Annotated in this window: 23 protein-coding genes and 1 pseudogene; 18 read left to right on the forward strand and 6 right to left on the reverse strand. The window is 37.4% G+C overall.

The genetic code is table 11. The features are described from left to right. Positions 1-17: 17 nt before the first annotated feature. Together KNP87_RS13460 and KNP87_RS13465 are read right to left on the reverse strand one after the other, a co-directional pair. Positions 18-1,469, reverse strand: a complete 1,452-nt coding sequence (locus tag KNP87_RS13460) for a HEPN domain-containing protein (RefSeq protein ID WP_214722007.1) — start codon at positions 1,467-1,469, stop codon at positions 18-20. A gap of 390 nt (positions 1,470-1,859) precedes the next feature. Then, positions 1,860-2,297: a Fic family protein gene (locus KNP87_RS13465; protein WP_353049372.1), complete on the reverse strand. Its 438-nt coding sequence runs from the start codon at positions 2,295-2,297 to the stop codon at positions 1,860-1,862. Between the two features lie 282 nt (positions 2,298-2,579). Between KNP87_RS13465 and KNP87_RS13470 the strand changes: the two genes are divergently transcribed. Beyond that, entirely contained in the window at positions 2,580-2,915 is a 336-nt protein-coding gene (locus KNP87_RS13470; RefSeq protein ID WP_214722009.1) for a hypothetical protein, read from the forward strand. Beyond that, positions 2,896-3,294, forward strand: coding sequence for a hypothetical protein (locus KNP87_RS13475; protein WP_214722010.1), 399 nt, complete (start codon positions 2,896-2,898; stop codon positions 3,292-3,294). Before KNP87_RS13470 ends, KNP87_RS13475 begins: the two co-directional genes overlap by 20 nt. 1,345 nt (positions 3,295-4,639) lie before the next feature. Here KNP87_RS13475 and KNP87_RS13480 read toward each other — a convergent pair. Beyond that, complete coding sequence (locus KNP87_RS13480) at positions 4,640-4,981, reverse strand: LysR family transcriptional regulator (RefSeq protein WP_214722011.1); 342 nt, start codon at positions 4,979-4,981, stop codon at positions 4,640-4,642. Between the two features lie 121 nt (positions 4,982-5,102). On the opposite strand from KNP87_RS13480, the pseudogene KNP87_RS13485 reads away from it, so the two are divergent. From KNP87_RS13485 to KNP87_RS13530, 10 genes and pseudogenes are all read left to right on the forward strand, one after another. After that, positions 5,103-5,843: pseudogene (locus tag KNP87_RS13485) on the forward strand (SDR family NAD(P)-dependent oxidoreductase). 137 nt (positions 5,844-5,980) lie between these two features. Next, positions 5,981-7,414, forward strand: coding sequence for a hypothetical protein (locus tag KNP87_RS13490; protein WP_214722012.1), 1,434 nt, complete (start codon positions 5,981-5,983; stop codon positions 7,412-7,414). 1,093 nt (positions 7,415-8,507) lie between these two features. Continuing rightward, the gene (locus tag KNP87_RS13495; RefSeq protein ID WP_214722013.1) at positions 8,508-9,584 is read left to right on the forward strand and encodes a hypothetical protein; all 1,077 of its coding nucleotides are present in this window, start codon (positions 8,508-8,510) and stop codon (positions 9,582-9,584) included. Positions 9,585-10,206: 622 nt separating this feature from the next. Beyond that, a complete protein-coding gene (locus KNP87_RS13500) occupies positions 10,207-11,022 on the forward strand; it encodes a ParA family protein (protein ID WP_214722014.1) in 816 nt (271 codons plus the stop codon). After that, complete coding sequence (locus KNP87_RS13505) at positions 11,006-11,698, forward strand: DUF3102 domain-containing protein (RefSeq protein WP_214722015.1); 693 nt, start codon at positions 11,006-11,008, stop codon at positions 11,696-11,698. The genes KNP87_RS13500 and KNP87_RS13505 overlap by 17 nt, the downstream gene beginning before the upstream one ends. Next, positions 11,695-12,471, forward strand: a complete 777-nt coding sequence (locus KNP87_RS13510; protein WP_214722016.1) for a ParA family protein — start codon at positions 11,695-11,697, stop codon at positions 12,469-12,471. The genes KNP87_RS13505 and KNP87_RS13510 overlap by 4 nt, the downstream gene beginning before the upstream one ends. Next, on the forward strand, positions 12,468-13,277 hold the full coding sequence (locus KNP87_RS13515) for a hypothetical protein (protein WP_214722017.1): 810 nt from the start codon (positions 12,468-12,470) through the stop codon (positions 13,275-13,277). The genes KNP87_RS13510 and KNP87_RS13515 overlap by 4 nt, the downstream gene beginning before the upstream one ends. A 25-nt stretch (positions 13,278-13,302) precedes the next feature. Beyond that, positions 13,303-13,911 (forward strand): hypothetical protein, encoded by a 609-nt coding sequence (locus KNP87_RS13520; RefSeq protein ID WP_214722018.1) that lies wholly within the window; start codon positions 13,303-13,305, stop codon positions 13,909-13,911. A 23-nt stretch (positions 13,912-13,934) separates the two neighbouring features. After that, on the forward strand, positions 13,935-14,378 hold the full coding sequence (locus KNP87_RS13525) for a hypothetical protein (protein WP_214722019.1): 444 nt from the start codon (positions 13,935-13,937) through the stop codon (positions 14,376-14,378). Between the two features lie 49 nt (positions 14,379-14,427). Then, complete coding sequence (locus tag KNP87_RS13530; RefSeq protein WP_214722020.1) at positions 14,428-14,775, forward strand: hypothetical protein; 348 nt, start codon at positions 14,428-14,430, stop codon at positions 14,773-14,775. A 161-nt stretch (positions 14,776-14,936) separates the two neighbouring features. Here KNP87_RS13530 and KNP87_RS13535 read toward each other — a convergent pair whose 3' ends face one another. The 3 genes from KNP87_RS13535 to KNP87_RS13545 form a co-directional block, all read right to left on the reverse strand. Then, on the reverse strand, positions 14,937-15,692 hold the full coding sequence (locus tag KNP87_RS13535; protein WP_214722021.1) for a coiled-coil domain-containing protein: 756 nt from the start codon (positions 15,690-15,692) through the stop codon (positions 14,937-14,939). Positions 15,693-15,958: 266 nt separating this feature from the next. Next, positions 15,959-16,201 carry a DUF1883 domain-containing protein gene (locus tag KNP87_RS13540; protein ID WP_214722022.1) on the reverse strand — a complete coding sequence of 81 codons (243 nt, stop codon included), beginning with the start codon at positions 16,199-16,201 and terminating at the stop codon, positions 15,959-15,961. 37 nt (positions 16,202-16,238) lie between these two features. Further along, complete coding sequence (locus tag KNP87_RS13545) at positions 16,239-17,543, reverse strand: amidohydrolase family protein (protein WP_214722023.1); 1,305 nt, start codon at positions 17,541-17,543, stop codon at positions 16,239-16,241. Between the two features lie 479 nt (positions 17,544-18,022). Between KNP87_RS13545 and KNP87_RS13550 the strand changes: the two genes are divergently transcribed. The 6 genes from KNP87_RS13550 (at position 18,023) to KNP87_RS13575 (ending at position 24,828) form a co-directional block, all read left to right on the forward strand. Further along, positions 18,023-18,913, forward strand: a complete 891-nt coding sequence (locus KNP87_RS13550) for a Cof-type HAD-IIB family hydrolase (RefSeq protein ID WP_214722024.1) — start codon at positions 18,023-18,025, stop codon at positions 18,911-18,913. Positions 18,914-18,933: 20 nt separating this feature from the next. Beyond that, positions 18,934-19,515, forward strand: a complete 582-nt coding sequence (locus KNP87_RS13555) for a YczE/YyaS/YitT family protein (RefSeq protein ID WP_483299341.1) — start codon at positions 18,934-18,936, stop codon at positions 19,513-19,515. A 17-nt stretch (positions 19,516-19,532) separates the two neighbouring features. After that, a complete protein-coding gene (locus tag KNP87_RS13560) occupies positions 19,533-20,504 on the forward strand; it encodes a LacI family DNA-binding transcriptional regulator (RefSeq protein ID WP_214722026.1) in 972 nt (323 codons plus the stop codon). Between the two features lie 40 nt (positions 20,505-20,544). Then, entirely contained in the window at positions 20,545-21,276 is a 732-nt protein-coding gene (locus KNP87_RS13565) for a hypothetical protein (RefSeq protein WP_214722027.1), read from the forward strand. A 1,133-nt stretch (positions 21,277-22,409) separates the two neighbouring features. Then, on the forward strand, positions 22,410-23,570 hold the full coding sequence (locus tag KNP87_RS13570; protein ID WP_214722028.1) for an ATP-grasp domain-containing protein: 1,161 nt from the start codon (positions 22,410-22,412) through the stop codon (positions 23,568-23,570). Between the two features lie 91 nt (positions 23,571-23,661). Next, a complete protein-coding gene (locus KNP87_RS13575; RefSeq protein ID WP_214722029.1) occupies positions 23,662-24,828 on the forward strand; it encodes an MFS transporter in 1,167 nt (388 codons plus the stop codon). Positions 24,829-24,996: the final 168 nt, after the last annotated feature.

Here is a 24,996-nt window from a genome sequence, read left to right on the forward strand (position 1 = left end):
AATAATGTTCAAAGATATCAATTTGATAAAATCATTTTCATATCAATCATCTTCGCGTCGGTATATTCTTTATTTTGTAAAATAACTACTATGCATTCCTTAAGATACATTACAGCTAAATCAGCAGTTAGTATGGAACCTAAGCTTTCAAGTTCTATTTTACGTTTCTTTTCCCACTTAAGATCACCGTGAACTATTAATGACCTGAATGAATATATATGCTTCATATTACTAAAAATCTCAAGCTTACTTTGATTTAATGAAGACAACTGCAACAGAAAAGCTATTCTCATAGAAAGTTTGTGTGTAATTTCTCCTTTTTCTGAATCACTCAACAAAGATTCTAGACCAATAACTGCATCTATAATGATGTCTCGTTCATCTTTCCTCAGATAACAGCTTTCTAATCTTTTACACGCCAATTGAATTTTTTTGTTTTCTTTTTCTTCTAAACCATTATATATAGCATCTATACTCCTCAATTCTTCCGTAGAAATACTAGGTATTGAAGGCTTTAGCCAATAATAATCCTTAAATTCATGTGGAAAAGCACTTATAGAAAATCCGCTGAGATTTATGAGGTCGGCTCTATAACTGTAAGTCCAATCGATTGGTTTAGTAATAACTTGAGCGTATCCTGTCGGGTGATCTATTACCATTCTTAGTGCATTAAAAAAGTTATTAATTGTTTCTAGGGGATAAGCATTAGGCTCATTTAAAATTCTTGAATTTTCAAATCTATTTCCATTTTTAAGATTGTAACCATCGATAACTAAAGCGTGGGTAGCACAGCTCAATAAAACCTCATTAATATTTTCAATAAATGAATTTATTCCGTTTCTCGACAACTGCATTTTTTCGTCTAATTTTACTATAGAGAGATTCTTATCAATTCTGAAAAGATCAAAATCAAAATTCAAAAATAAGATAGGAACATAAAAAGAGACTGGGAGTTTCTCTAAATAAATACTATTTTCAAAAGGCAAATAAATTTCTAAAAAATTCTCTTTAGTAAGTTCAACTTCTTCTCCCCAATGATGTAAAGATCTAGATATAAGTCCTTTTATGTGATTATTTACAGCGATCTCCAATAAATCTAAATCAGATTTCTCTTCGTTTTCCTCATCAGGATAACTATAAACCATTCGATAATTTTCATTCTCATATAGATTAGAGAAAACTTCTTTATAATTAATTAATTCTTCTAAGACTATAGAAGGGTTTTTTTCATTTTGGCTTTTTAAAAATTCTTCATACCTAACTGGAGAAGAACCCTCACTCAAAAAAGTTGTAGAAAAATTAGGCATACCATTACGCCAATACTTTACTGTTGGATAATTGAAATAGTACGGTGTAGAACTGTAGACCTTTAGCTTATTTTTGCCAACAACTATTTTTACTTTTTCTATTCCGTCTACTACTAAAGGATACAGTAAATCGAATAATACTTCATTTTGTGGTTTGTTCATTTAAAACTACCTCTTATCTTTAATAAGTATTAAATTCATTTTTCCTAAATATACTAAAAGAACGAAAAGATGACTAGATAAACTCAGAAATAAGCTTCGTAATTGAACCAAACAAAATTGATCTTTTCTTACCTCTACTTGAAACTAAATCTACTCTTTTTTTATATTCGTCTATTTTTTTGTACATATCCCTTAAATATTTTTAAGTTCTTAATTAACGTTTTTATCTAACTAAAAACGATTCTTTGATTTTTTAATAAAAATAGGACTAAGTCATCCACTTCGAAAGAAGTTTTGACTCAGTCCTTTAACTTTATCTCTATTTTTTAGTTTCATTCCCTTTCTTAGATTGCTTTTTTTAATTCTTCATACATGTTCACCCTTTCTTTATTATCTCTCTAAATCATAGTTGCTTTTAGTTATATTTGTTGAAGTGACACTTTTATTATTTATATGAGACTGATCAGATTTATCTTTAAAGTGCTTAGTTACAAGAACCTCTTCAAATACTTTCTTTAAAGGCCTTCCAGTTCCATTTACTGACTCAATCGTTACCTCGAGTAATTTTTTAGAGTCTATCTTTTCTAACTGGAGAGAATAGCCTAGCTTATCTGCTACTTTTTCAATAAATATTTTCTGTGTACGTCCGTTCCTCTCTCGGAACGGATGGATCATATTAAGTTCACCATAATAATAAGCTAACTTTTCACTTATGTTATTAGCCGTAATAGACTTTGATGTGATATCTCTATTTAACTTTGTAACTAAATCTTCTAATGCAGTTGGTACATAAAGAGCATTGGCAAACATCGTTTTTCCTTTAACGATGTTTACCGTTCTTTACTCACTAGCCAATCATGTATAATGCTTTTGATTTTGACCTACGCTCCTTGGCAGTATTTACTTCGATTCCGTACAGCTTAAGTCCATTGCCCTGATTAAAGCTATCAACTATTTTTGATCATTGAATACTTGTGTTTTATTCATACTAGCACTAGGGCACTGCAAGCTATTTTTCAGATGAGAAGTATAAATTTCTAATCTATTTTTTTTGTAAATATGTACAATAAAAATACAAGATGCATAATAATTTTTTAAGGAGCTGAATTCATGAACATCCGAAAAGTGTTCTTACTCGTCGTGATTGCTATCGTTTATCTGTTACTCTTTACTCTCACCTTTTGGAGTCTCATTGGCTTATTCGTTTCCGCCCTTGGTCTGTATTTTTATTTCAAACCAAGACTTCGAAATCCAGTGAAGTATCCAGTCTTTGTCGTTTGGTTAGGCGTGTTTATTGCTTTTGCGACTTCTATCTATATGGTGGATGGAACAAATGAACCTCAAAAAATTGAAGCAAGAACTTCTTCAAAAGAAACCGAGATGTTGGAATCATTAAAGAAAGAGTCGAAGGCGATTAGAGACGTCATTGAAAGACACACACCTTAAACTAAAAGAGCAACAACAAGAAACGAAAAAATTGAAAGATGAGTTAGCACGAGAAAAAGAGTTACGTCTACAAACGGTTGAAAGTTACCAGGAAGAAGCAGACAAACGTGCTGCTTTAGAGAGTGAACTCAAAGAAGAAGAACCGAAAAGAATTGCTGCGGAAGAGAAGGTCGATGAACTCGAATCGTCTTTAGCAAGTATCGAGATGATAGATGAATATGAGAATATACCTGATGAGGGATACATAGACGAAGAAGAAACAGAAGTAGCAACTGATCTTGAATACGATCCATTTGGCGCAGATCGCGATTGTGGTGATTTTTCCAGCGCCCCAAGCCGCTCAAGACTTTTATATAGCTGCCGGAGGTCCTTCATATGACCCCCATGACTTAGACCGTGATAACGATGGAAATGCTTGTGATTGGAACTGACGTCTTTGTCATATCTCTCTCAAGTGTCTTGAACTTCATACTTGCATCTTTTTTCTGATTCAACTTTATTTTATGTAAACACTTCAAAAATGATTTGATAGTAATACACGCTGAATAAAGCCGTAGATGATACCAATCATACGGTCTCCATTGAAGATGTCTGGGATCAAATCTCGACCAGTCGATCTCTATTAAGTGTTTCATCTTACTCATTCTAAAAAAGTGTGCGCCGGCGCACACTTTTTTTCTTATAAGACCCATGGTAAATTTTGAAAGTACATGAACCAAGTTCCTCGTGACCAATCGGAGGATCATTCTACACATCTTCCATCAACCAACTCTGTCTTCAAACAATCAAATCATCTCGTTACAAGGTGTTTCTCACAGTGCATAATTTCATGTTTCACGCGAAACCTCATCTTCTATTTTGTGTTTTCTTAATTCATACTTATCGAGCCTCAAAATCCTCTCGTCATATTTTATGGGCGTCGTGACGATGATCTCTAATCTATCTATTTCAGTCGATTCATGAAAACAAAAAATAACATGTTGATGATTGATGGCTTACTTTTTTTGCGTAGATATAAACTTTAAAAATCCCTCGTGATAAATTTATTTTTTTACATTAAATATGGTACGTGAAATAACAAAAAGTATGCGCCGGCGCATACTTTTTGTTATTTTCCTTTTACTTTTACGATACCCGTCCTCTTATATGTTTAGTTTCGAAATTCAAATCTGAGTTCTCTTCCAATTTACATAGTCACATCTTGGACTCATACATTCAGGGATAATAACTTCAAAAAGCGGATAAACTTAGAAAGACTCTTGCTAAGTTTCCTTTTTAAACTAACTATGAATTCTATCCAAACGGGTGAAAGTAAATCAGTTCAATTGATTCCCTGTACCGCTTTTCGATTGTCTAGAATCCGCTTTGGTACAACACTCATCCCCATCCCTGACTCTACGCATTTAGGATAGACTCGATTGTATCGAACTCCATTATTCTAGGATCTGAATATCCCATTTCCTTTGAAACTTCAATCGTTTTGGTCCGGTACGTACACATAGTGTCACTATTATCGATGAGTGTCGGGCATCTATTTTTTCCTAACTTGACTTGACATCCAGGTGTGACAAGAGGACTACATTTTCAAAAAAACTATATACAGATTCGAAGCGTTCTTCGTCGAACAATCGGTTGACGAACACTCCATCAATTTCACCATAGACAAGCATCTCTTGCAACCTCTGCTTGTTTTGTGTTTTCATCGACATGCAGATATCATTGTTTTATTTCATGAAGAGCAAAAAGATTTTTGGTAGCATCGCCGCCGATACGGTCTGTGTTGCATCAATGGCAAAGTCTTCTCTGCATTTCTTTTTGCTGATCGCGGATTTCGCATCGTGCATTAGCTTTAGGATGTCCTCAGCATATTCGTACAGCGTTGGTCCCTCTTCCGTCAATATTACTCCACGATTACTACGGATCAATAGACGAACGCCTAACTCGCCCTCAAGAATCTTCATCTGCTGACTAACGTTCGATTGAACATAACCCAATTTCTCAACTGTACTTCGTATCGAATGTAAATCTGCTACATGCTTGAAAATCAATAAATCCTGGATCTGCAATGTTATCCTCCTTTTCAGACATCGCTCGCAATGATACCTCCGTAATTATCAAGAATTGTAATCCCGTCTCGAATAGAAAGATAAAGGAATCAATCACATAAAAAAGAGGGGAAATTTCCCGATGATTTTAAAGGATAAAGTAATCAACGTGATTGGTCCTGGGTCCGGCATCGGCCGCGCGACAGCGCTCCGATTAGCCGCTGAAGGAGCAAATGTTATCTTCAATTATAGTCAGTCTGAATAAGGGGCACTTGGGGTCATAGAAAAGATTTTTATCAATGGTTGTGTAGCATTCCCTTATCGAGCAGATGTCTCAAAAGAATGGGAGGTTTTAGATATGATCACCCATCCCATCTCCATGTTTGGGAGAATTGATTTTTTTGGAAAAAAATGCAAGTATCATATCTCAGATTCCTATAAGTGAACTGAATGAAGTGACGGAAGAGGTATGGGATTCTCTATTTGCAGTTAACGTGAAAGGCATGTTCCATTGTGTGAAAATGGTCTTTCCATACATGAAAAAACAATCCGCAGGTGCAATCGTCAACCATGGGAGCGTAGCCGGAGTGAGCGGTATCGGTTCTTCAATCCCATATGCAGCCACGAAATCGGTCATCCATACGATGGCACGCTCACTTGCCATCTCACTCGCACCTAACGTTCGCGTTAATGTATCTCCCCGTGAGCGGTCGCCACGCGTTGGTGGGCTGGGAATGAGGAACAGATGAATGGTTTGGCGGGTAACCTTCCATTGGAGAGAATCTCTACACCGGAGGATATCGCGGATGCTATCCTATTCCAGTTGACACAATCGCTCATAACGGGGCAAGTCTTCGTGATTGATAACGGTCAAACGCTCTGAAGTTTAAACGATGCAAGATACATATAGACCGATGTATTTTTCAAAAAGTGTGCGCCGGCGCACACTTTTTATCAAATCTCCTCACATTTAACAATACATGCTATGCTTGTTGTATTGAATTAAGGGGGCGATGCATTATGGACTCTACCTCATCCGTCCAACATAGACAACTTGTTGTATCTCAAGCAGCGAAGACATTGCTCGAGAATGATGTTACAGAACAACTAATCTCCATCGATATCATTGATGTCGAAGCATATGTAAATCAACTCTATGAAGAGTACTATGAGTTTCAGAACGAAGAAGATGTCTATACAAAACTTCGTTATTACTCATTTAAGAAACTGAAACGGCGTTGGGTTCGTGCAGCTGTTAAAAACTATCTTGAGAATAAAGGGCCGATGAAAGAATTACGTGGGCTTCATAAGATGTATCTTGAGTACTGGGACATTGCCGGGAAAGAGGGATTCCAGCGAAAGTTCTCTGCTGATAGTGTTGAGAAATTAATGCAGGAACATATACAAGAGCTTGAAGAATGGGCCGAGAATAATAATTTACTGATTCATACCTACCCGCATTGGGGACAAAAAACAAAAAATCAACAAACGACGACGATGCGAACAGATATTTTAATGGTCATTGGAGAAGTTGCGAAGGAATTACAACGAGCGCAACCAAAAGCGCATGTTGCTACTTCTACTTCAATTACTGTACCGTTTTTCGGAATTGCTGATCGTATGAAGAATATGACAGAAAAATTCAGTCAGGGTGAAAGCATGTTGAGTGATTTATCCCTCGATCTACATGACTATTCCGCTGTTGTACCTAAATACAAACAAGGTGTACCGAATAATTTATCTGTTCTTGTAAGTAACGAATTCATCGCCGAGCTCGAGGGAAATGTACCAGATCTTGACGCACGCGATTTTGAGGCACTTAATGAGATTCTGTCTTATCGAGATGTAACCTTCCAGACCAGTCGGAAAATTGTTTTTCCGATCTCGAAACTCGTCAAAAAGATTTATGGAAACGATAGTGGTAAAAGCTACACCCTTACAACACAGCGTCTGGTAAAGCTCGGCTATTATCGTGTTGCAGTTAGAAGTGAAGAAGGCGATCTTTCAATCTTTGGTCTCTTCTCTTCTGTCAAAATTAGCGGAGCTTCTTCTGTTAAACGGGATACTCAAATCACTGTCACTGTTTCTGAAGAAGTCTATGATGATCTATTGAAACAACAGATCATTAGTATCTACGGGGAACAAATTGAGCAATTAAAGGGAACCTTTGCTTATCATTTATCTTTTGTTCTTCAAAAAGAACGGTTAAATTCTTATCAAATGAACGAAGAAATGCCAGCAAGACGCCACTGGCGTCAGTTCACCCATTCTATCCGATTTAATAAAAGTCGAAAGGCGGAGAACTTGAAAGAGCTTGAACTAAACTTGGATCGCATTAAAGAACTTGATTTCATCATCCGTGACTGGCATCGATCTGGAGATTACTACTTCTTGTACTTCCATCCATTAGAACGTTGGGAACACCATGATCGGAGTAACGCACTTCTACTTTAAGCATGAGTTAATTAAATTTAAGAGTGAGTGTATCGCTAAACAAATATACGAACAAACAAGAAGAGCGTATGAGACTTTTGTCTCGTACGCTCTTCTTGTTGCTTATTCCTTAATGCCGATTTAAATGTGCTGCAATCTTTTGTCAGTCTATTTTAAATGTAATCATTCTTCAATACAGTAGTAAAATTTCACTATCCTAATCTTTTGAGCACTTATGTGAAAGTAATTATTAGACGATTCGCTGTGAAAGAACAAATTACCGTAGTACTTTTCAAAAGCCATATTGATTAGCCTCATGTAGTTTAATACCCATACATACCTAATAATGATGATAAACAGAACACAAATGAATCCTTTGTAAAATAATCGCACCAAAAAAGAACATATGTTCTTATAAATTTTATTGAATCCTACTATATCTCTAACACATTGCACATAAATATTTGTCTAGCTGAAAATTAAAGACTGTTCAAAAATGTCGAATCATGTCGTAAAACGACCAATTTTGATTTTTAGTTAGCCCTTTCCGTACTAAACTTGCACTTTTTTCAACATTTTAACTTCTTTTTTGTCGTTTTAGACCGTACTGAAACGACACTCTGATTGTATTGGTCGCTAAGTCCCGTACCGAAACAGCATTTTAAATGAATTGGTCGCCAAATCCCGTACTGAAGCAACATTTATCAAAAAAAGTACTTTTTTAATAAAAAATTTTGAGGCACTTTTTGTGTGTGTTGGTCGCCAGATACCGTACTGAAACAGCACTTTTCACTATACTGGTCGTTAGATCCCGTACTGAAATGACACTTTTCACAACTTGGTCGTCAAATCCCGTACTGAAATGACACTTTTGCTTCATTGTCTTTAAAAATTGTAGGGCTAAAAAGCACTTCTACGGCGCTACTATGCGATTCTTTAGATTTTGGTCGTTTTTGACCGTACCGAAACGACATGTTTTTTTGCTCTGAAAACGGCTTCACACCAACGTTTTTAACGTTTTGGTCGCTCCTTACCGTACCGTAGTTACATTTTGACAGTTGTTCTTTTGAACAGGATACTAGGTGTAATAGTTCAGAGTAGAGGAGGTGTAGGTATGTCATTCAACCATGAGAATCGTCACGTATTAATTGCCAATAAAGTACTCATTGCGATGAGCGGTCTCACGCGATGGACAAAACGACAAGAGGGTTTTATGTATGAAAAGCATCATTATAATATCCCAGGACCGTTCTTAGCTTTGAAATGGACAAAATCGCGGATCCGTCATCTCATCACACTTTTGACTCACTGTGACGATAAAGGGATGCTCTCACTTATTGAGAGCGAAGTATTAGCGGAATATGCTCATACTTCTGTTCGTTCACTCCATGATAACCTACGCCTCTTTGAAGAGGTAGGTCTGCTTCGGTATTCTGTCCACTTCTCTGGCGTCATCTCGATCGAGCTGATTGACTACCTTGCAAACTATCGTGACCTCTTTGAGGAAGCTGGCACATATCAGTCAAAAACCGGCTATACGTCTGTCTGGTGTGAAATGGTTCGTCACCTGATGGAAATCGAACACGTCAATATTTTACGTGTTGCGCTACGTGCATTGGTTCAGGTAGAACGGGATATCCATGTTCAATCTCAGAAACAAGCCACACTTACTTATGATGAAGTGAAAGGGTTCCTGCCACGCTATTGTGGCCATCGTCTTGCCGTCAAAGGCATGCTCGATCAACTTTCACGTCTCTTCAGTGTGCAGCTAGTTGAAAATACGAAGGATTTCCTCAGTGCTGTGAAAGAAAATCTCTCTTTACAGAAACGCATACATACTGTTTCTCGCCCTCTTATGTTTCACGTGAAACTTGAAGATCAAGTGAATAGCAAGCGCATCAAAGAAGCTGAACGTGCCGATACATTGATCGGATGGTTTGATCTTCGAGAGATTGCGCGTGACTTCGTTGATTTTGATGCACTTGAAGTACCTGTGTCTTCTCTCCAATCCCTTAGCGATACCTATGGCTTCTCGGCCTGTGGTGAAGTCTTACGAACGATTCGAAACGACTTCCATCGCTATGGAGAAGGTCTTCAAGATACAGATGTGTACCGTCTTTTCTTTGAATCTCCAATTTTATATCTCAATGAACGTCTTCAGCAGCGTTCTAAAAAATCGGCCATCGCATGATGGTCTATTTGTCGTGCTCTTTTTTGAAATATCGTGTGAAAACAAGCAGTTTATCGATACAACCTACTAATTTGCCGTGTGAAAAAGATAAAAATGTCTTTTTAAAGAGCTTAAAAGTTCAATCCTAAATGTGCTATACCTTTTTGGAAAAAAAACAAATTGTAATTAATATAAATCAAATAAATTTTACTTATAAACAAAAAGTGCTGAATTTAATCATTTTTTTAATACTTGAAAAGCAAACATTTAAGAACTTCTCCTAATTCTTTTGTCTCTTTTCAAATACATATTTTGTTTCGAAATCGTTGGTATCAAAGGGATCTCGTACCCTTTGCTTTTTCCAATTCTTTTTAATTCTTTTTTAACTCCTTTAATCTCTCAAAATGTATTAAATACTAATAATCTGTTAGGTATCACTATTATTTTTATAAGACCCGCAAGGTCCCAACGAATCGTTGATTCTATAGAAGATAGATCATGAGAAGAATAGATTTTACAATTCAAAATCTGTATACATTTCGACGTCGAAATGTATACTTTAAAAATTCAATGTATACATAATTTTTATTTAAATATTGTTAGATTACCGATAAAATAATTGTTTTTCATGATCTCTTATGTGATGATGAAAAAGGAAAGGGGAGAAATTATGAATATATTAACGTTTTACATATCAAAAGGCGGTTCAGGCAAAACCACATGTTCCTTAAACATGGGACATGCCCTAGGAGAGCTCGGTTACCGGACGTTACTAGTGGACCTTGATCCACAAGGTTCTCTAAGCAAATTGATGCTCAAGGAATCAGATACCATCCAATACATGACACTGTATGATGTCCATGCGAAAGGTCTTGCTATCGAAGAGATCCTATTTGATGATGAAAAACATAATATTAGTCTTCTCCCTTCAAATGAACGGAATGCACGACTTATCAATTTGATCTCGGAACAAGACAAGATCTTCTTGTTGAAAGATATGCTTGCTCCACTTGCAAAGGAGTTTGACTGGATTATCTTGGACTCAGTTCCTTCTATCAATGAACTGTCAAAAGTGGTCCTGTCGTGTGCGGATCATGTAGTTGTACCCTTTATGCCGAAGAAACTGGTATTTGATCAATTAGGTAGTACCATTCGTACCATTCGTCAAGTGAAAAAGTTCTATAATGCTACTCTCGACTTAACAGGTATTATGCCAGTTGCCATCGATTTAGGTCTAAAAGGGGATCGGGAATATGCAGAGGCGATGAAGCAGTTAGCACATGCGGAGAGTCTTGCCGTTCTTCCGGCCGTTCGTCGAGCTGCCTTTATTGAGAAAGCAGCAGACAATGGAAAAAGTGTTCTTCAATACAAGTCAAAGGAAGGACTAGAACTTGCGCTACCGTTTCGAGAACTTGCACGTCACATGACCGGAGGCAATCAAAATGAAGGCACGGAATAAACAGATTCATAAAGTGAAGCCGCAAGAGCAGCATCCGTACCGGAGTGGTTTAACCGATATCGGATCTGTTGTGCAAAAGTTACCGGTCTCACGTGATCTTGAAAATCTTGCGGTTGAGATTAAAGAGCTAGCCAAGGTCCAAACCATCTCAGTCTTTGAAATTGGAAAGCGTCTTTCAATCGCCCGATCGGAAATGCACGATAAGCAGGAATGGAGAAACTTTTTAGATGTCGTCAGCTTCTCCAATTCGCTTGCCTCACGCTATGTTAAGGCCTATGACACATTACAACCATTTGAAGAGTCGCTTGGTACATTACCGGCTTCAAAGATCTTTGAGTTGATGTATGTCGAGGATCCGGAAGATGTTGTGCTACATGGTCTTCCTGTAGAAGAGGGACGTAAGCCCATTGAGCAAGCAACCGTTCGAGAGATTCGTGCCAATCGATCTAGTACGTCTGGTGTAAAAGTCCGTGCTTTTCGCCAGAAAGAGGTGGCATCGACGGTTGTCTCAGCGCGAGTACCAACAGAAACATCTGAACGTATTCAAATGTTGGCGAGTGCGAAAGGACTCAGCATTAGTGAGTATCTCTCAAACATAATAGAAGACACGATCAGCCGTGACATTGTGGAGAATGATCAGAATACCGATCGGCTAGAAGGGGAGGAAGAACAGTGAAGAAAATCGCATTATACAATCGTAAGGGGGGCGTCGGGAAATCGACGACGACGATTAACCTTGCCCATGTGTACGCACGACAAGGACTACGTGTCCTCGTCATCGATGCCGATGATCAGGCTTCAACCACAAATGGTCTTGGATTGACAGATGATTACGACGGGAAAGTACTTCTCGATTGTTTAATGGAAGAACATGATCCATTTTATGTACCGATTGAACAAGTCATTGTCACGTGTGAATATGAGAACGGGACGGTTCATTTAGTACCTACACGTCGCTCAGCATCCCCAACAGGACTGACAAGCCAATTAGGGTATGAGTATCGCTTAAGCGAAGAGCTCGCTCGTTTAGAAGAGTTCTTTGATATTTGTCTGATCGATTGTCCAGGATCCACCTCTGCGTTAAATCCATATGCGCGTTGCGCACTTGTCGCACAAGATCGAATCATCATGCCGGTTCAAATGCAGAAGTTTTCGATGGATGCTGTTTATACCGCTCCTGAGGAATTAGAGGAAATGAAACGGTACAAAGCAGATATCCATATCGCCGCCTTTATTCCAACAATGGTGAGCGCACGTTCGAAAGGGGACGTGACGATGGTGGAAGAACTGAATGAATTAGGACAAGAGGTTGGAATTCCGGTCTTAACTACGATCCCATACATTTTAAAGATTCAGTCTCTCCAACGTGAATCCCGTCCAGTCATTGATCATAAAAGTCCAGCAACCGATGCCTATTTACAGTTAGCAGAGGAGGTACGTGCCTTATGAGTCGAAGTCGTAAAAAGGGGCAGCCCACGTTCAAGAGCTTTCAAGGAACGGTAACAGAACCAGCCGTTAATGATAGTGCAACCGAATCCTTACGTGACGAACAAATAGAGGCTGTCAAAAAGTTTGCAGCACCTGCTATTTCAAATCCCTATCAGTCCCTTCCAGCAACTGGCCTATCGCGCATTTTAACAAAGCGGCTCCCAAAAGATGTGGATGGACTGGTTCAGTATTATAATCACATTGATACCATCCAAGCGACCAGCTTTGTGGAAAAATGCCGTATCTTGGCTCATGCAAATGCTTTATTCCATAGTGAAGAAACAAGAGCCCAGTTTAAAGCAGAGCAAGGTAGCTGGACAGATTTCTTAACTAAAATTGGGCAAACACGTTCTCAAGTCAGTCGATACGTATCCTTCTGGAATGTCTTTGGGGAAAAACTTCTTCAAAAAGTGATCGACGCTGATTTTAGTGCCTCTAAGTTAGCGGAATTATTGAACTGGCCCGAAGATCCAAAGTTGGCTTTACTGGAAGAACGGAAATATCCGACACAAAATGGAGAACTGACGGTATATGAGATGACTCGAGAACAGTTGCGGGAAGTCAAGAAAACGTTAAATGAACGTAAAGAAAACAATTTAATTGACATGGCTTCCACACAACTAAAACCAGCACGTATTAATGTCGATTTTTTAGACAATGATGATCCACTCTACACGAGTCTTAAAAAGCAAGCCCGTGATCAAGGTGTAAAACCAGAGCAAATCATTCGAATTGCATTGGAATTGTATTTCAATAAGAGTTTGTAAACAAAAAAATGTGGAGAAAATAATAATGAGAAATCAAATAAAAAAAAATTTAAATGAACCCAAAACATTGGTTTTTGGATTTCTAATCTTTCCAACTCTAATTTCTGCATCTCTTTCTATAACAAAATTATTTTTTACTGACAAAAATTATTGGAGTACTTTTTTCATGTCATTTATAGATTTTTCAAGTTATTTTTACTCTTTAAGTAGTTTAATCTTAGTCTTCGTTTTTTATCGCAAATACTCTTATTCAGATCACTTGAAAGATAGTTATCGATTGAAGTATTTAGAAAGTGATGGTGAAATAGATTTTTTAAGTGCAGTAAAATGTTTATATGAATCTTTAATAAATAGCAATGTTATTGGTACAGAATCGGATAATAAAATAAGAGAATCATGTATAGTTATTAAAAATATTTATAATAAAGTTGTAGAACTAGAAGATGATACTTATTTAAAATCATTAAGATATGAAATTAAAGATATCGTAAGCTTGATTAATGAGCTGAAAATAGAAACTAAAAAGTTAGACCAAGTTCGTTTCTTAAACGCAATGGGAAAAGGTAAAAAAGTTTTAAATTTAGAGCTTAAGCTTGCATCAATTATTCAAGATATCGAAAGTAAAAATAAATAATCTAAAAAGGAGTAGTACTTGATATGAGTATTCGAAAAAACGAAATTGAGTCTATTGAAAAAGTGAATAATAATTTAAGTCTATATGAATGGAATGTATTAAAAACTGATGTATCACCACCTAATTTCTTATTTGAAGTTTTAATTGTTCCCGAGGGAGCTGAAAATTTAGGGGAACTATTTTATTCTGAGATAAAAGATAAATTATATGTAGTGGTTGGATCTTACTCTTCAAGATTTTATTTTGATGAGGATAGATATAGTATGGAAACTAAATATTTTATTTCATTTTTACTTTCCGACAACTATGATACTAAATGTTTATTTACTGTAAATGACCGTGAATATTGGAAATACAAGTCTAAAAGTAGTGTTGTAGATGAGAATTTACTTGAACAGATGTACAAAAACATATTTAGAAATATTTATGAAGTAGACGATATTCTGAATAATTTTTTACAAGATTAGTTTTTAAATTAACATTTGATTATATTACTAAGTGAGAGGATAATATCTCATGCTAGACGTAAAAAATACGCGATATTTAGAAGATCTGTTAAACGAATTGAATCGTCTGCAAGTAGGAAATTCGAATTATCGTCAACAGACCGCTTATAAGCTAGATTTAAGTCGGCATGTTATAGCACCCGAATCTTTACATGATCGTGAAACTGCCCACTACTATGTTAAAACTGCTCAGTTGCAGTTGCATGAAGATCAAGTAGAAGACGTGGCTAAAATGATGAGTTTGGCAGCACGGCGTGCTTATAATACAACGGAGAGCGCATTCTCAGTAGACATGAAAGTAAAACTAGAAGAAAAACGTAATCGGTTTAAAGCGTTTGGTTTACGTGTTAAGTCCTAATGCATCTTCTGTTAAACCTTAAGAAATGATTAAACGAAGTAAAATCATACAAAAAGGGATCTTATTCATTCTATTGAGAATGTAAGATCTCTTTTTATGTGTTGTAAAACCGAGAAGCAAGGTAAACAGGCCGGTTGAGGAATTAGATAGTAGTATAAACATTAGTCATTCTCGTTTTTAGAATGTTGTTGCGTTCGCTCTCTTAAAACAGCTAACTCTACTTGTTCTTGCAACCGTCGTTCAAATGTTTCCTGATCACGCTGAGCAATTGCTAGATCTAACAATAATTTACGATTTTCTTCTTCTAGTTGCTCCGCTCTGTGACTTCGTGTTTTTAACTCATCCACCAAATCGGCCAACGTTTTATTTTGTCGATACAATTGATCTCGTTCTTCTTCTAACTTTGTAATCGTACTTTCCATGTGAAAGACATTCCGCTTTAGAGATGTTATCTCTTCTTTGTTCGTCACTTCAAGGCGTTCTCTTTGCTCCTTTGATTGTGCCAAAGCAACTTCGACTTGTTCCAGTTTATTTTGTAATTCATCGATTTCTTGCTGATGGAAAGACGTTTTTTCCATGTACTCTGTTTCCAAAGCTTCTTTTGTCTTTGCGACGTCTGCTTCTAAATGTGTTACCGCTTCTAAATGACGCGATTGGATCCGCTGATTTTCATGTTGAAACTTTTCAAGACGTGCAGCTCGTTCTTGAAAAAGAAGAGTAATTTGCTTGAGCGAAGATTCTAACACAGCATCTTCTTCACTCAGCTTTGGATCGATTACTCTTTGCTCTGCCAATACAATAAATTCTTCGAATAATTGATTTGTTGTAATTTGACGTCCCTTTAAGAGTTCCCCAATTTTTTCGGTGACTTCTTCAGATAGACGAAATGATTTATTTTTCATTTCATTGGATGACATATCTATACCCCTTTTAACTTAAATTGTATGTTGTCATTATAGCATGGGCGATTTGGAGGTACTTTGAATAAATCGTCTTAAAATATAAGAAGAACCTCTGAATAATTCAAGTGTAAGTATAGAATGTCATTCACTGAGTAGCTTATATTTTTTACATTGTTGATTAGAAAAATATAAGTTCATATTAATAAAAAAGATCGTATACATTTCGACGTCGAAATGTATACGATCTTTTTTGAATATACCTAATAGAGTCATGCACGTACTTAACTTGTGTGAAATTTATATCTATAGTTTGAATCTTCTACTATCAGATACCAATTTCCGGCACCCTGTACAGTAATTGATAAGGGAGATCTATTATAATATCCTCCATGGTAATTAAATCTTCGTCGATTGATGTAGTTTTGATAATTTATTGAATCAACTAAAAATACATTTGATGCATTAGTTAGTTCTACATCTACCCTTAATACATTGTTTGTATACTCATAAGGAATCTGTGCCATAACATAGTTCACCTCCTTTGATAATTCTTGAGTCACTTTAAACTAATATTAATTCTGGATTAGTAGTCGTAAGGTGAGTTCTGGTTTTAGTCTCATCGACAAAACTGAACGGTACGATTTCTCGAGACTTTAGTTGGTTTAAGTGGTGTGCTTCACGAAGAGGTGTAAACGACGTTAAATTCCAAATGTCTGATTCGTTAAAACCAATTGATCGAATATTATGCATGAGTCGATCAATCGTGTAGGATCCTGCAGCCACATATCCTTTTCCTTGATACCATAGATTGTTTTCCCCGTTTTTCTTCAGTTCCTGTCCACACATGACATCTGTATCGATGCGATCAGTCATCGCGATGATATTGCTAGTACCGATCAACTCGACTACTTTGCGGACGATTTCTAAATCAACATGTTCACTGTCGAAATTCATACAAATAGTGATGTCACCTGCAGCCGCAGCTTTGATTAGTGTTCCCGGAACCTGACCCACTTTCTCACAAATATTATCGAGCGACCAACCTTGGATTTCTGATTCGTATAACTCTTGCAATCTGACTTTTCTCTCTTCCGATGTTCTCCACGTATGCTTAAAGTTTAAAGGCATGTCATTGAACAGATGGTCTGTAATGACTGGTGTAGAGTCCGTAAATCTATTTGTATCTTTAGCAATTTTAATGACCTGCTTGATTAATTCAGAAGTATGGATAGGATCATTCTTTTGAAAATGTCCTAACGCAGGTTTAATGCCGTTTTCGACGAGAGTCTTAACAATCCATTCGATGGAAGGATGGTCATCAGTAATTTGCTCCTTAAGATAAGAATCTTTGGTCATCGCATCTGGAGAGAGGACTGTATAAATTAATCCTAAATTTCCACATGAAGCAATCATTGACCACTCTTCTTTAGTTGGAGCCCAGTTTCCTTTAGCGGGAGTTCCAGCAAAACTAGCCAGAAGCGGACCTTCTAATGAAATACCTAAAATATTTGAAAGTTTTCCGTTTGACTTCTTCACCGCAAAATCATTCATCATCAAAATAAATAAATCAAGTTGATGGTGCGGTAGAAAGATAGAGGGCACACAGTAAATGCCTTCTTCTTCAGCCAGTACGTTGACTCTTTCCAAATCTAGCTCGTCAAGATTACTAAAATCGTAATCACCGATTCCATGACAATGGAATTCTACAGGTAATGAGGGGACGAGATATGAACCTGATTTCCTATATTGTCCTTCTCCAAGAATTTCATAACGTTTCCAGTTACCGTTTTCGAACTGTATTTTGGCCAGATGCATGGTAGCATCGACTTCAAGAAGCGATGGACTATTAAATTTTATCTTTGACATAGTGACTCCTCCTAGTGAATCTATTCTCTTTTTGTACAAATCAAATTTCTTCAATGAGTACTATCGAAGAATAAGATATGAAACGCGTCCCAGGTCAATAGAAAAAAAGAAAAAATTCCAAAAAATAATTATTTTTTGGAATTTAAAATCTTTTCATAGTTCATAATTCTTTTATCAAACTCTATTAGCAATTGGTTAAGCTCAAAGGCCTTCAGGACCTCCATCCTAATCTTAAGAGGAGCTTTTTTTTCGTTTAACCATTTAAAAACCTCTAATTCCTCAGTGCTCAACAAAGAAATTCACCTCCCTTAGGAAACCACTGGTAATGACGCCATCTCCGTTACGCTTACCAGTGTTAGACTTACCATAATTTATGAAATGCATTTCAGGTCAATAGTTTTTTTTAGTTGTTGCTCTGAAACGCGTTTCAGAGATTAAGATGAAATCAGATAGAAAATTAATCTAGGTGGAGGAAAAATATGAAGTTATTTGCGATTGATTTAGATGGTACTCTCTTAAAATCTGATCATACGATTTCAGCAGAAAATGTTTCAGCAATTAAGAAAAGGCAAAAAGATGGAGATATTATTCTCATTGCTACAGGAAGAGCTTCTTTTGATGCACAAAATATTTTACGGAAGCATCACGTACATGGTTGTCCTATAATCGCTTCAAATGGAGCTGAGCTTCAATATAAGGTAAACGAAAATTCAATTAGAAGTAGTACATCAATTGATCCGCAGACAAGTGAAAAAATATTTCGTTATTTAAATGAGGAAGAGTTGTACATACAAGTTTATTTGGAAGACAAAATTCTTCTGGAGTCAGATGCAACTGATACTTTACTTTCGAGGGCGACAAATGAGAAAGTACTAAACCGATCTTTTAGCTATGATACATTTATCCATTCGATTCAAGCACAATTAGGACAATATGGTGTGCATCCTATAGATTTAATTACTAAAAATGATTTATCAAAAGTTATAAAATTTATGATTGTATCCCCAAATCAAAGTCTTTTAAAAAAAGTAGAGCGAAGACTATCTATGATTAATTCTTGTTCGATCTCTAGCTCGGGTGCATATAATTTAGAAGTTATGTCAGCAGGTATAAGTAAAGGAGAAGCACTAAAGAAAGTGACATCTGACTACGAAATTGAACTACGAGATACGATTGCAATTGGTGACAATCAAAATGATTTATCTATGTTCCAAGTAGCGGGATGTAGCATAGCAATGAAGAATGCTGATGAATCCATAAAAAATATAGCTACTTATGAAACACTAGATCATAATCACAATGGTGTGGCGAATGCTCTAAATGATTATCCTTCGAATTTAATTGAACGTCTGAAGCGAGTAAATATATGAATCGAAAAAGAAAATGGATTATGTACCTGGGAGGTCTACTGACACTTTCATTCGGTGTTGTTCTAATGATTCAAGCCAGAATTGGAATAGCGCCTTGGGATGCTCTTAACGTCGCGTTAGAGAAACATTTGGGTATGAGTATTGGATTTTGGGTATTTGCAGTAGGGAGTATCCTCATTATAATAAATGGATTTATTAAACAAGGAATGCCGAATCTTCTAGGCTTCATACCCATTATCATAATAGGTTTACTAATTGATGGGATAAACTTCTTATTCGCAGATGGGATGGATTCAAACAATAAGATTACAGGATGGTTTTTATTTATCACCGGACTATTGGTATTAAGTTGCGGGATCGCATTTTATATTCGCTCTTCTTTACCTGCCGTACCAAATGATGAATTTATGATTGAATTGAGTAAACGGACTGGTTGGAGCCTTGCGCTGACTAAGACTTGCGGAGAAGGTCTAGCATTTTTAATTGCCTTTTTATTAAATGGACCGATTGGTATCGGAACCTTAGTTGTTGTATGTCTTTTAGGTGTTTTGATCAATGTGGCATCACGCTTCTTTGATATGATAAAAATACCAAAATACTGATATCGAAAGGAAAGTAAATGGCAAACATAACAGAAATTGCGCGTTTAGCTAACGTATCACGGTCTACGGTATCACGCGTTCTAAATGATCATCCCTATGTGACACAGCAAAAAAAAGAAGCTGTTTTAGAAGCCATTCGTTTGCTGGATTATGTTCCTAATCGGAATGCAATCAATCTATCCAAAGGAAAAACAAACATCATTGGTGTCATGGTTCCTCAGATAAATCATCCGTTTTTTAATCATTTGATCAGCGGAATGGGTGAGAGTTGCTCTGAGTTGAATCTCTCACTACTCGTCAATCAAACAAATAATGATATTGATAGAGAAAGAATATCGTTTGACCAATTGCGATATAAACAAATTGATGGACTTGTGATTGCTTCAACAGTGAGTTCAGCGTCAGATTTGTCAGAAATAAGTAAGTACGGTCCGATAGTATCTTGCGAATGGTTGGAAGGAGATCATGCTCAGGTATACATTGATCATTCGAATGGGATCGAGTTAGTTATGAATCATCTCAAGGAAAGAGGATATCAAAGAATAGCGCTTTGTTTGGGAAATCCAGATAGTGGTGTCGGGAAAAGTCGAAAAAGCGCATTCTATAAGTTCATCCGTAATAATAGTTTTACACATTCGAAAGAATGGTACTTTGAAAAAAAATATAGTTTTGAGGACGGGAAGGATGTCATGAATGAACTATATAAACTGCCATCTCTACCAAGAGCTATCGTGGTAGGCAACGACTATGTGGCAGCAGGAATCATTCATCAGGCGAGACTGTTGAAGTTAAGGGTTCCAGAAGATCTTGCTGTAACGGGATTCGACAACCAATCGATTGCTGAAGCAATGGATATTACTACCATTGATCAACCGATTCATCAATTAGGGATAGAAGCAGTAAAAATGATAGATAGTTTAATTAATTGTCGACATAGAATTGAGGAACATACATTATGTCTTCAATTAGTCGTCCGACAATCTACTTAAGCTATGGATTCAAAAATATGTTTTTAAGGAGAAGTTATACATGAGAGAATTGATTATATTCCATAAAGATAAGTATAAGCCAAAGACCAAGGCAAGATTCAAAACGAAGGAGTTTGCATTCAGTGTCTCTTTATTAATAGGTTTTTTCGGAAGTGTTCTTCTTGTGCCACTATTATCCAAACACTTTGCACTTCCTATTTCGTGGATATTGCCAGCTTTGTTTGCTGTAGGAACATACCGCTACTTTAATTATTTAGAAAGACAGACAGAATTCTTTGTAAACAAGGATGAAGAATACAAAGAAGACTTAATAAATTTTTTAAGTAAAAAAAACATAATCAATAGTGCTCAACTTGATGTACTCATTAAAACATTAGTCGAAGAGCGAGATGGGAACCAGAAACAATTAGGTGTTGCGCTCCCATTTGTCGTTATCGGAGTAACCTTGATTTCGCTCCTTTCCAATAAGACTCAAGTAACAAATAAAGAATTGATTCTTTATTTCGTGATTTATTTCCTTGCAGCTTTTGTTTTACATGCCATCTTAAAAATGTGTGAACCGTTCTTTAATTTGTATGCAGATAGTGTATCTACATTAATTAATTTTTTAAAGCAAATTCAAATAGAGTGGCTAGATGATCGTCCGATAGAGATAATCAATAGCATAAATCTAAATGAAAAAAAACCAATTGAAGAACTATCAATTAAAATTGAAGATGAAACTATTGAATCCCCCACATTCAATCTTGAGGAAACAAATCACTTGAATTGACTTTAAACAAGTTCAGGCGTGATCATTAATAAAAAGTAACAGTAAGCGTACAAACGGTTGTTGGTTTAAGTCGTAATGTGAAAATATAGATTTAGGAATAATATTTTTTACATGATCTATATAAGGTTACGAGTATTTAAAAGTGGATTAAATAACTATTTATAATTCTAAACGTCCACTGAGAAGAAATTGCTGAATTGAACCCTGAACTGAATAGCGGACACTTGATAAAAGACCCCATTCGGGGTTTTTTGTGTTTAAAGATATCGATATACTGTACCTATTCAATTTAAACGGGAGAACTATTCATCAACAAACGCACCTTCAATCCAAATCAAATCAGACAGCCGGAAACGATCGTTCTATCCAATACAAGAGAGAGTTCAAGATGCATGCAATACGAGAGAACTTAGCGTTTCTGAAACCTTTTACAGGTCAACGCTTATGATGCCGTTCAAGGCATTTAGGATGAAGTGACGGTATACTTATTTCGCAGAAGCTCTACAATTTTTAGGATTACTTCTTTTTGACTCCAATTCGATTTTCATCTTTAAGTGCGACATTTGCCACCCTACTTTGTACAACTATGAACGTGTTCGTAAGTAAATTTTTTTAAAAATCGGTTGATTAAACGGGTAAAGCTCATTCGATCGCCACGATCTCATCTATGTATCAATTTTCGACTCGTTTTGATTCCGTATTCCTCTAGTTCCTTTTGTTCATAAATTTTCATTTCACTCCGCTTAAATATACATTTTTGCCCACATGAAAATACCTCCAATGTTAGTACTTTTTAAAAATGTACCACTCCGAAGGTGTTTTATATTATCTCACAAATTTAGGTTATCCCATACTGAGCTAAGCTTATCGAGGCTTTTTTGATTTTTGAATAAGTCCATCTATGAACCTGAAAAACTCGAAAACACGCCTTTTTAGAATATTATATTAATTTTTTTAATAAATTTAAAATAAACATTGAACCCACTCTTTTTTTATACTATATTGAATTTATTAATATATTAATTAAAAAATTTAATGGAAAGTAGTGATTTATAGTGGAAACGATTCTATTTCTAGTAGATAAGCGAATTCAATCCAAGCTGAAATTTTTGAATCATCTTAGTCGACATGCCATGAAGAAAATCCTGATTATTGAAGAAGGGTTCGAAGAGATGGGAGGCGTACCTTCCGGATATTTTGATGAGGTGTACGTAGTTGGTGATATTTCTAACTACTCTGAACTGGAGTCTGTCATTAACAGATTGTTGGATGAGAACGATATCAAGGCCATCATCGCGACCACGGAGAATATCATAGAAGTCGCAGGGCGTCTGCGGACTCGCTTTGGAATTCAAGGGATGCAGCACAACCAAGCGACTGCCGTACGCAACAAGTGGATCATGAAAGAAATGGCACGCCAGCATGGTATCCCATCACCAAGATCAAAGATTGCATCGACAGAGCGTGAACTTAGAGCGTGTTCGACGACGATCGGATTTCCGTGTATCATCAAGCCGATTGCCGGATGGGCGACGATCAAGACCTATCGAATCGAGGATCAATCGCAATTAGATTCTTTCTTAATCGAATGGAACAATGCACCTCAACCAATGCTCGTCGAAGAATTCATCACAGGTAAGGAATTCCATGTCGACTCGATTGTTTCAAATGCGGAAGTCGTCTTCACGTCCGTGTCGGAGTATCTGTTCAATTGCCTTGACGTCATCGACAACCAAAAATCACTCGGCAGTATCACGTACCCTAGCACATCAAATGATGCTCTACTGAAACGGCTTGAAGACTTCAATCGAAGAATCATCCGTGCGTTAGGGATTACGAATTCAGTATGCCACGCAGAGATGTTCGTTACGGCAGATGGCACAATCTATTTCGGGGAGATCGCGGCACGCATTGGAGGAATCGCGGTCATTCCTCCAATCGTCTTAAACATACACGGGGTCGACCTCTTTCAAGCAGCAATTGATGTCGAACTTGGAGACTATACTGTGGATCTCTCGAAACAAACACAAAAATATACAGGCATGCTATCATTCCCGTCAGCCATAGGTAAAATCATGAATATCTCATCGGAGCAAGACTTCATCGATATCGAAGGCATCGTATCTGTCACCATTCAAATAAAAGAAGGGAATGTACTAAGGGGGGGCAAGGATACGATGTCACGCTCGGGCTTTATCGTCGTCGAAGGAACCTCTTTCGAGGAAGTCCGTCGTAGGTTGATGGAGGCATCAGGGCGCTTCCGTATTATCGTCGAGGAGGGAGTCGGGATATGAACATAGTAAGGTCGACGATGAAAGGAGGGGCTGTATGATGAAAAAAATATTCTCCATAGTGTTCCTATCCATCACCTTGTGTGGGGATAGCATGCTGAATCTCATGTTGATCTGGACAATCCTTGAACGACAAGGGTCGGTAGTACACCTAGGGGTCACGATTTGCATCATGAGTCTCTTCCCTTATCTTCTACAGAAATATGTCGAACCACTGAAAGCAGTCTTATCATCGAGCCCTTTGTTGGTCTTCGCGACGGTCCGTGTGATCGGAATCATCATGCTTGCCCTCTTTTTCTTCGTCCTAGATAAGGAAAACATCTATACATACTATCTTATCGGTGGCGTGTTCGCGTGCATTTTCTTCTTGTCTATGCAGAGCCTCGAGGCCTACATGTCCCAAAAGGTACTCGAAGGGAAGGTAGATTCCAGCCTGGCGTCCAATCAACTACAGGCAGCAATACAGATTGGTGCGTTCGCAGGGAATTCTCTGACAGGGGTCTTGTTAGTGCTCGGTGGAATGGAGATAGTTGGCTTTATCCTGAGCCTGACGCTATTGATTGGCGTCGGAATTCCGCTGATGCTTCCGCTACTCTCTGATCGACCGCTCAATACGGCGACATGTGTGAAAACGTCCGTCGCACGGGATCCACTTGAATCCGTCAAGCTTAAATCGGGTGTCGACAAGGGTCAGTTATTGCGACTTACGGTAGCCGGTGTGACGTTATTGACGGTCCAACTCGCATCGATCAATTTTTTGCTACCAGTCATCTTCCACGATGTCTACGGGTGGTCATCCGTTCAATATGGTGTCGTCGGGGCCGCGATGGGACTGGGTGCGTTCATCGCTACGGTTCTTGGCCGGTTCGGGAGGTTCGTCCCGTATGCCTCGTTCGGACTGATTTTGTTTATCGATGCACTTCTCGGTACGATAGAAAATTGGTCACTTGCGATCGTCCTCGGATTCAGTCTGGGTCTCGTGTTCAATCGATTCCGGATCTATCAGCGTATCCTCATGTTCAAGTTCCTGGATACGAAGGAAGAGACGGTGATCTGGTCAGGACGGACGACCACTGCGTTCCAGTTCACGAAGTCATTCACCCCCCTGATCCTCGTCTATCCACTTTCATGGATGGGTATCGATAATGCCGGGATATTACTTGCGATGATAGGAGTTCTTCTGACGTGTTCGCTCGGTATCATCTATCGGTATGAAACGACATGGATTTCTCATGATGAGAAAGAAGAGGTTGTAGCCTAGGTCATAAAAAAATGAATTTAAAAGTCCAGAATGTAAGAGAGGTATGAGGAGACCATGACATGACGTGGAAGACGTCCGTGTCAGGGTCTCCTTTCTGCATTGGGACGTAAATCAGAGAAAAAAGCCGACTCATAATATTTTAAAGAAATGGTACGTTTGAGAATAAAA

Origin of the sequence: Exiguobacterium sp. s192 (genome assembly GCF_018618795.1) — a bacterium.
In the GTDB taxonomy this organism is placed as follows: domain Bacteria; phylum Bacillota; class Bacilli; order Exiguobacteriales; family Exiguobacteriaceae; genus Exiguobacterium_A; species Exiguobacterium_A undae.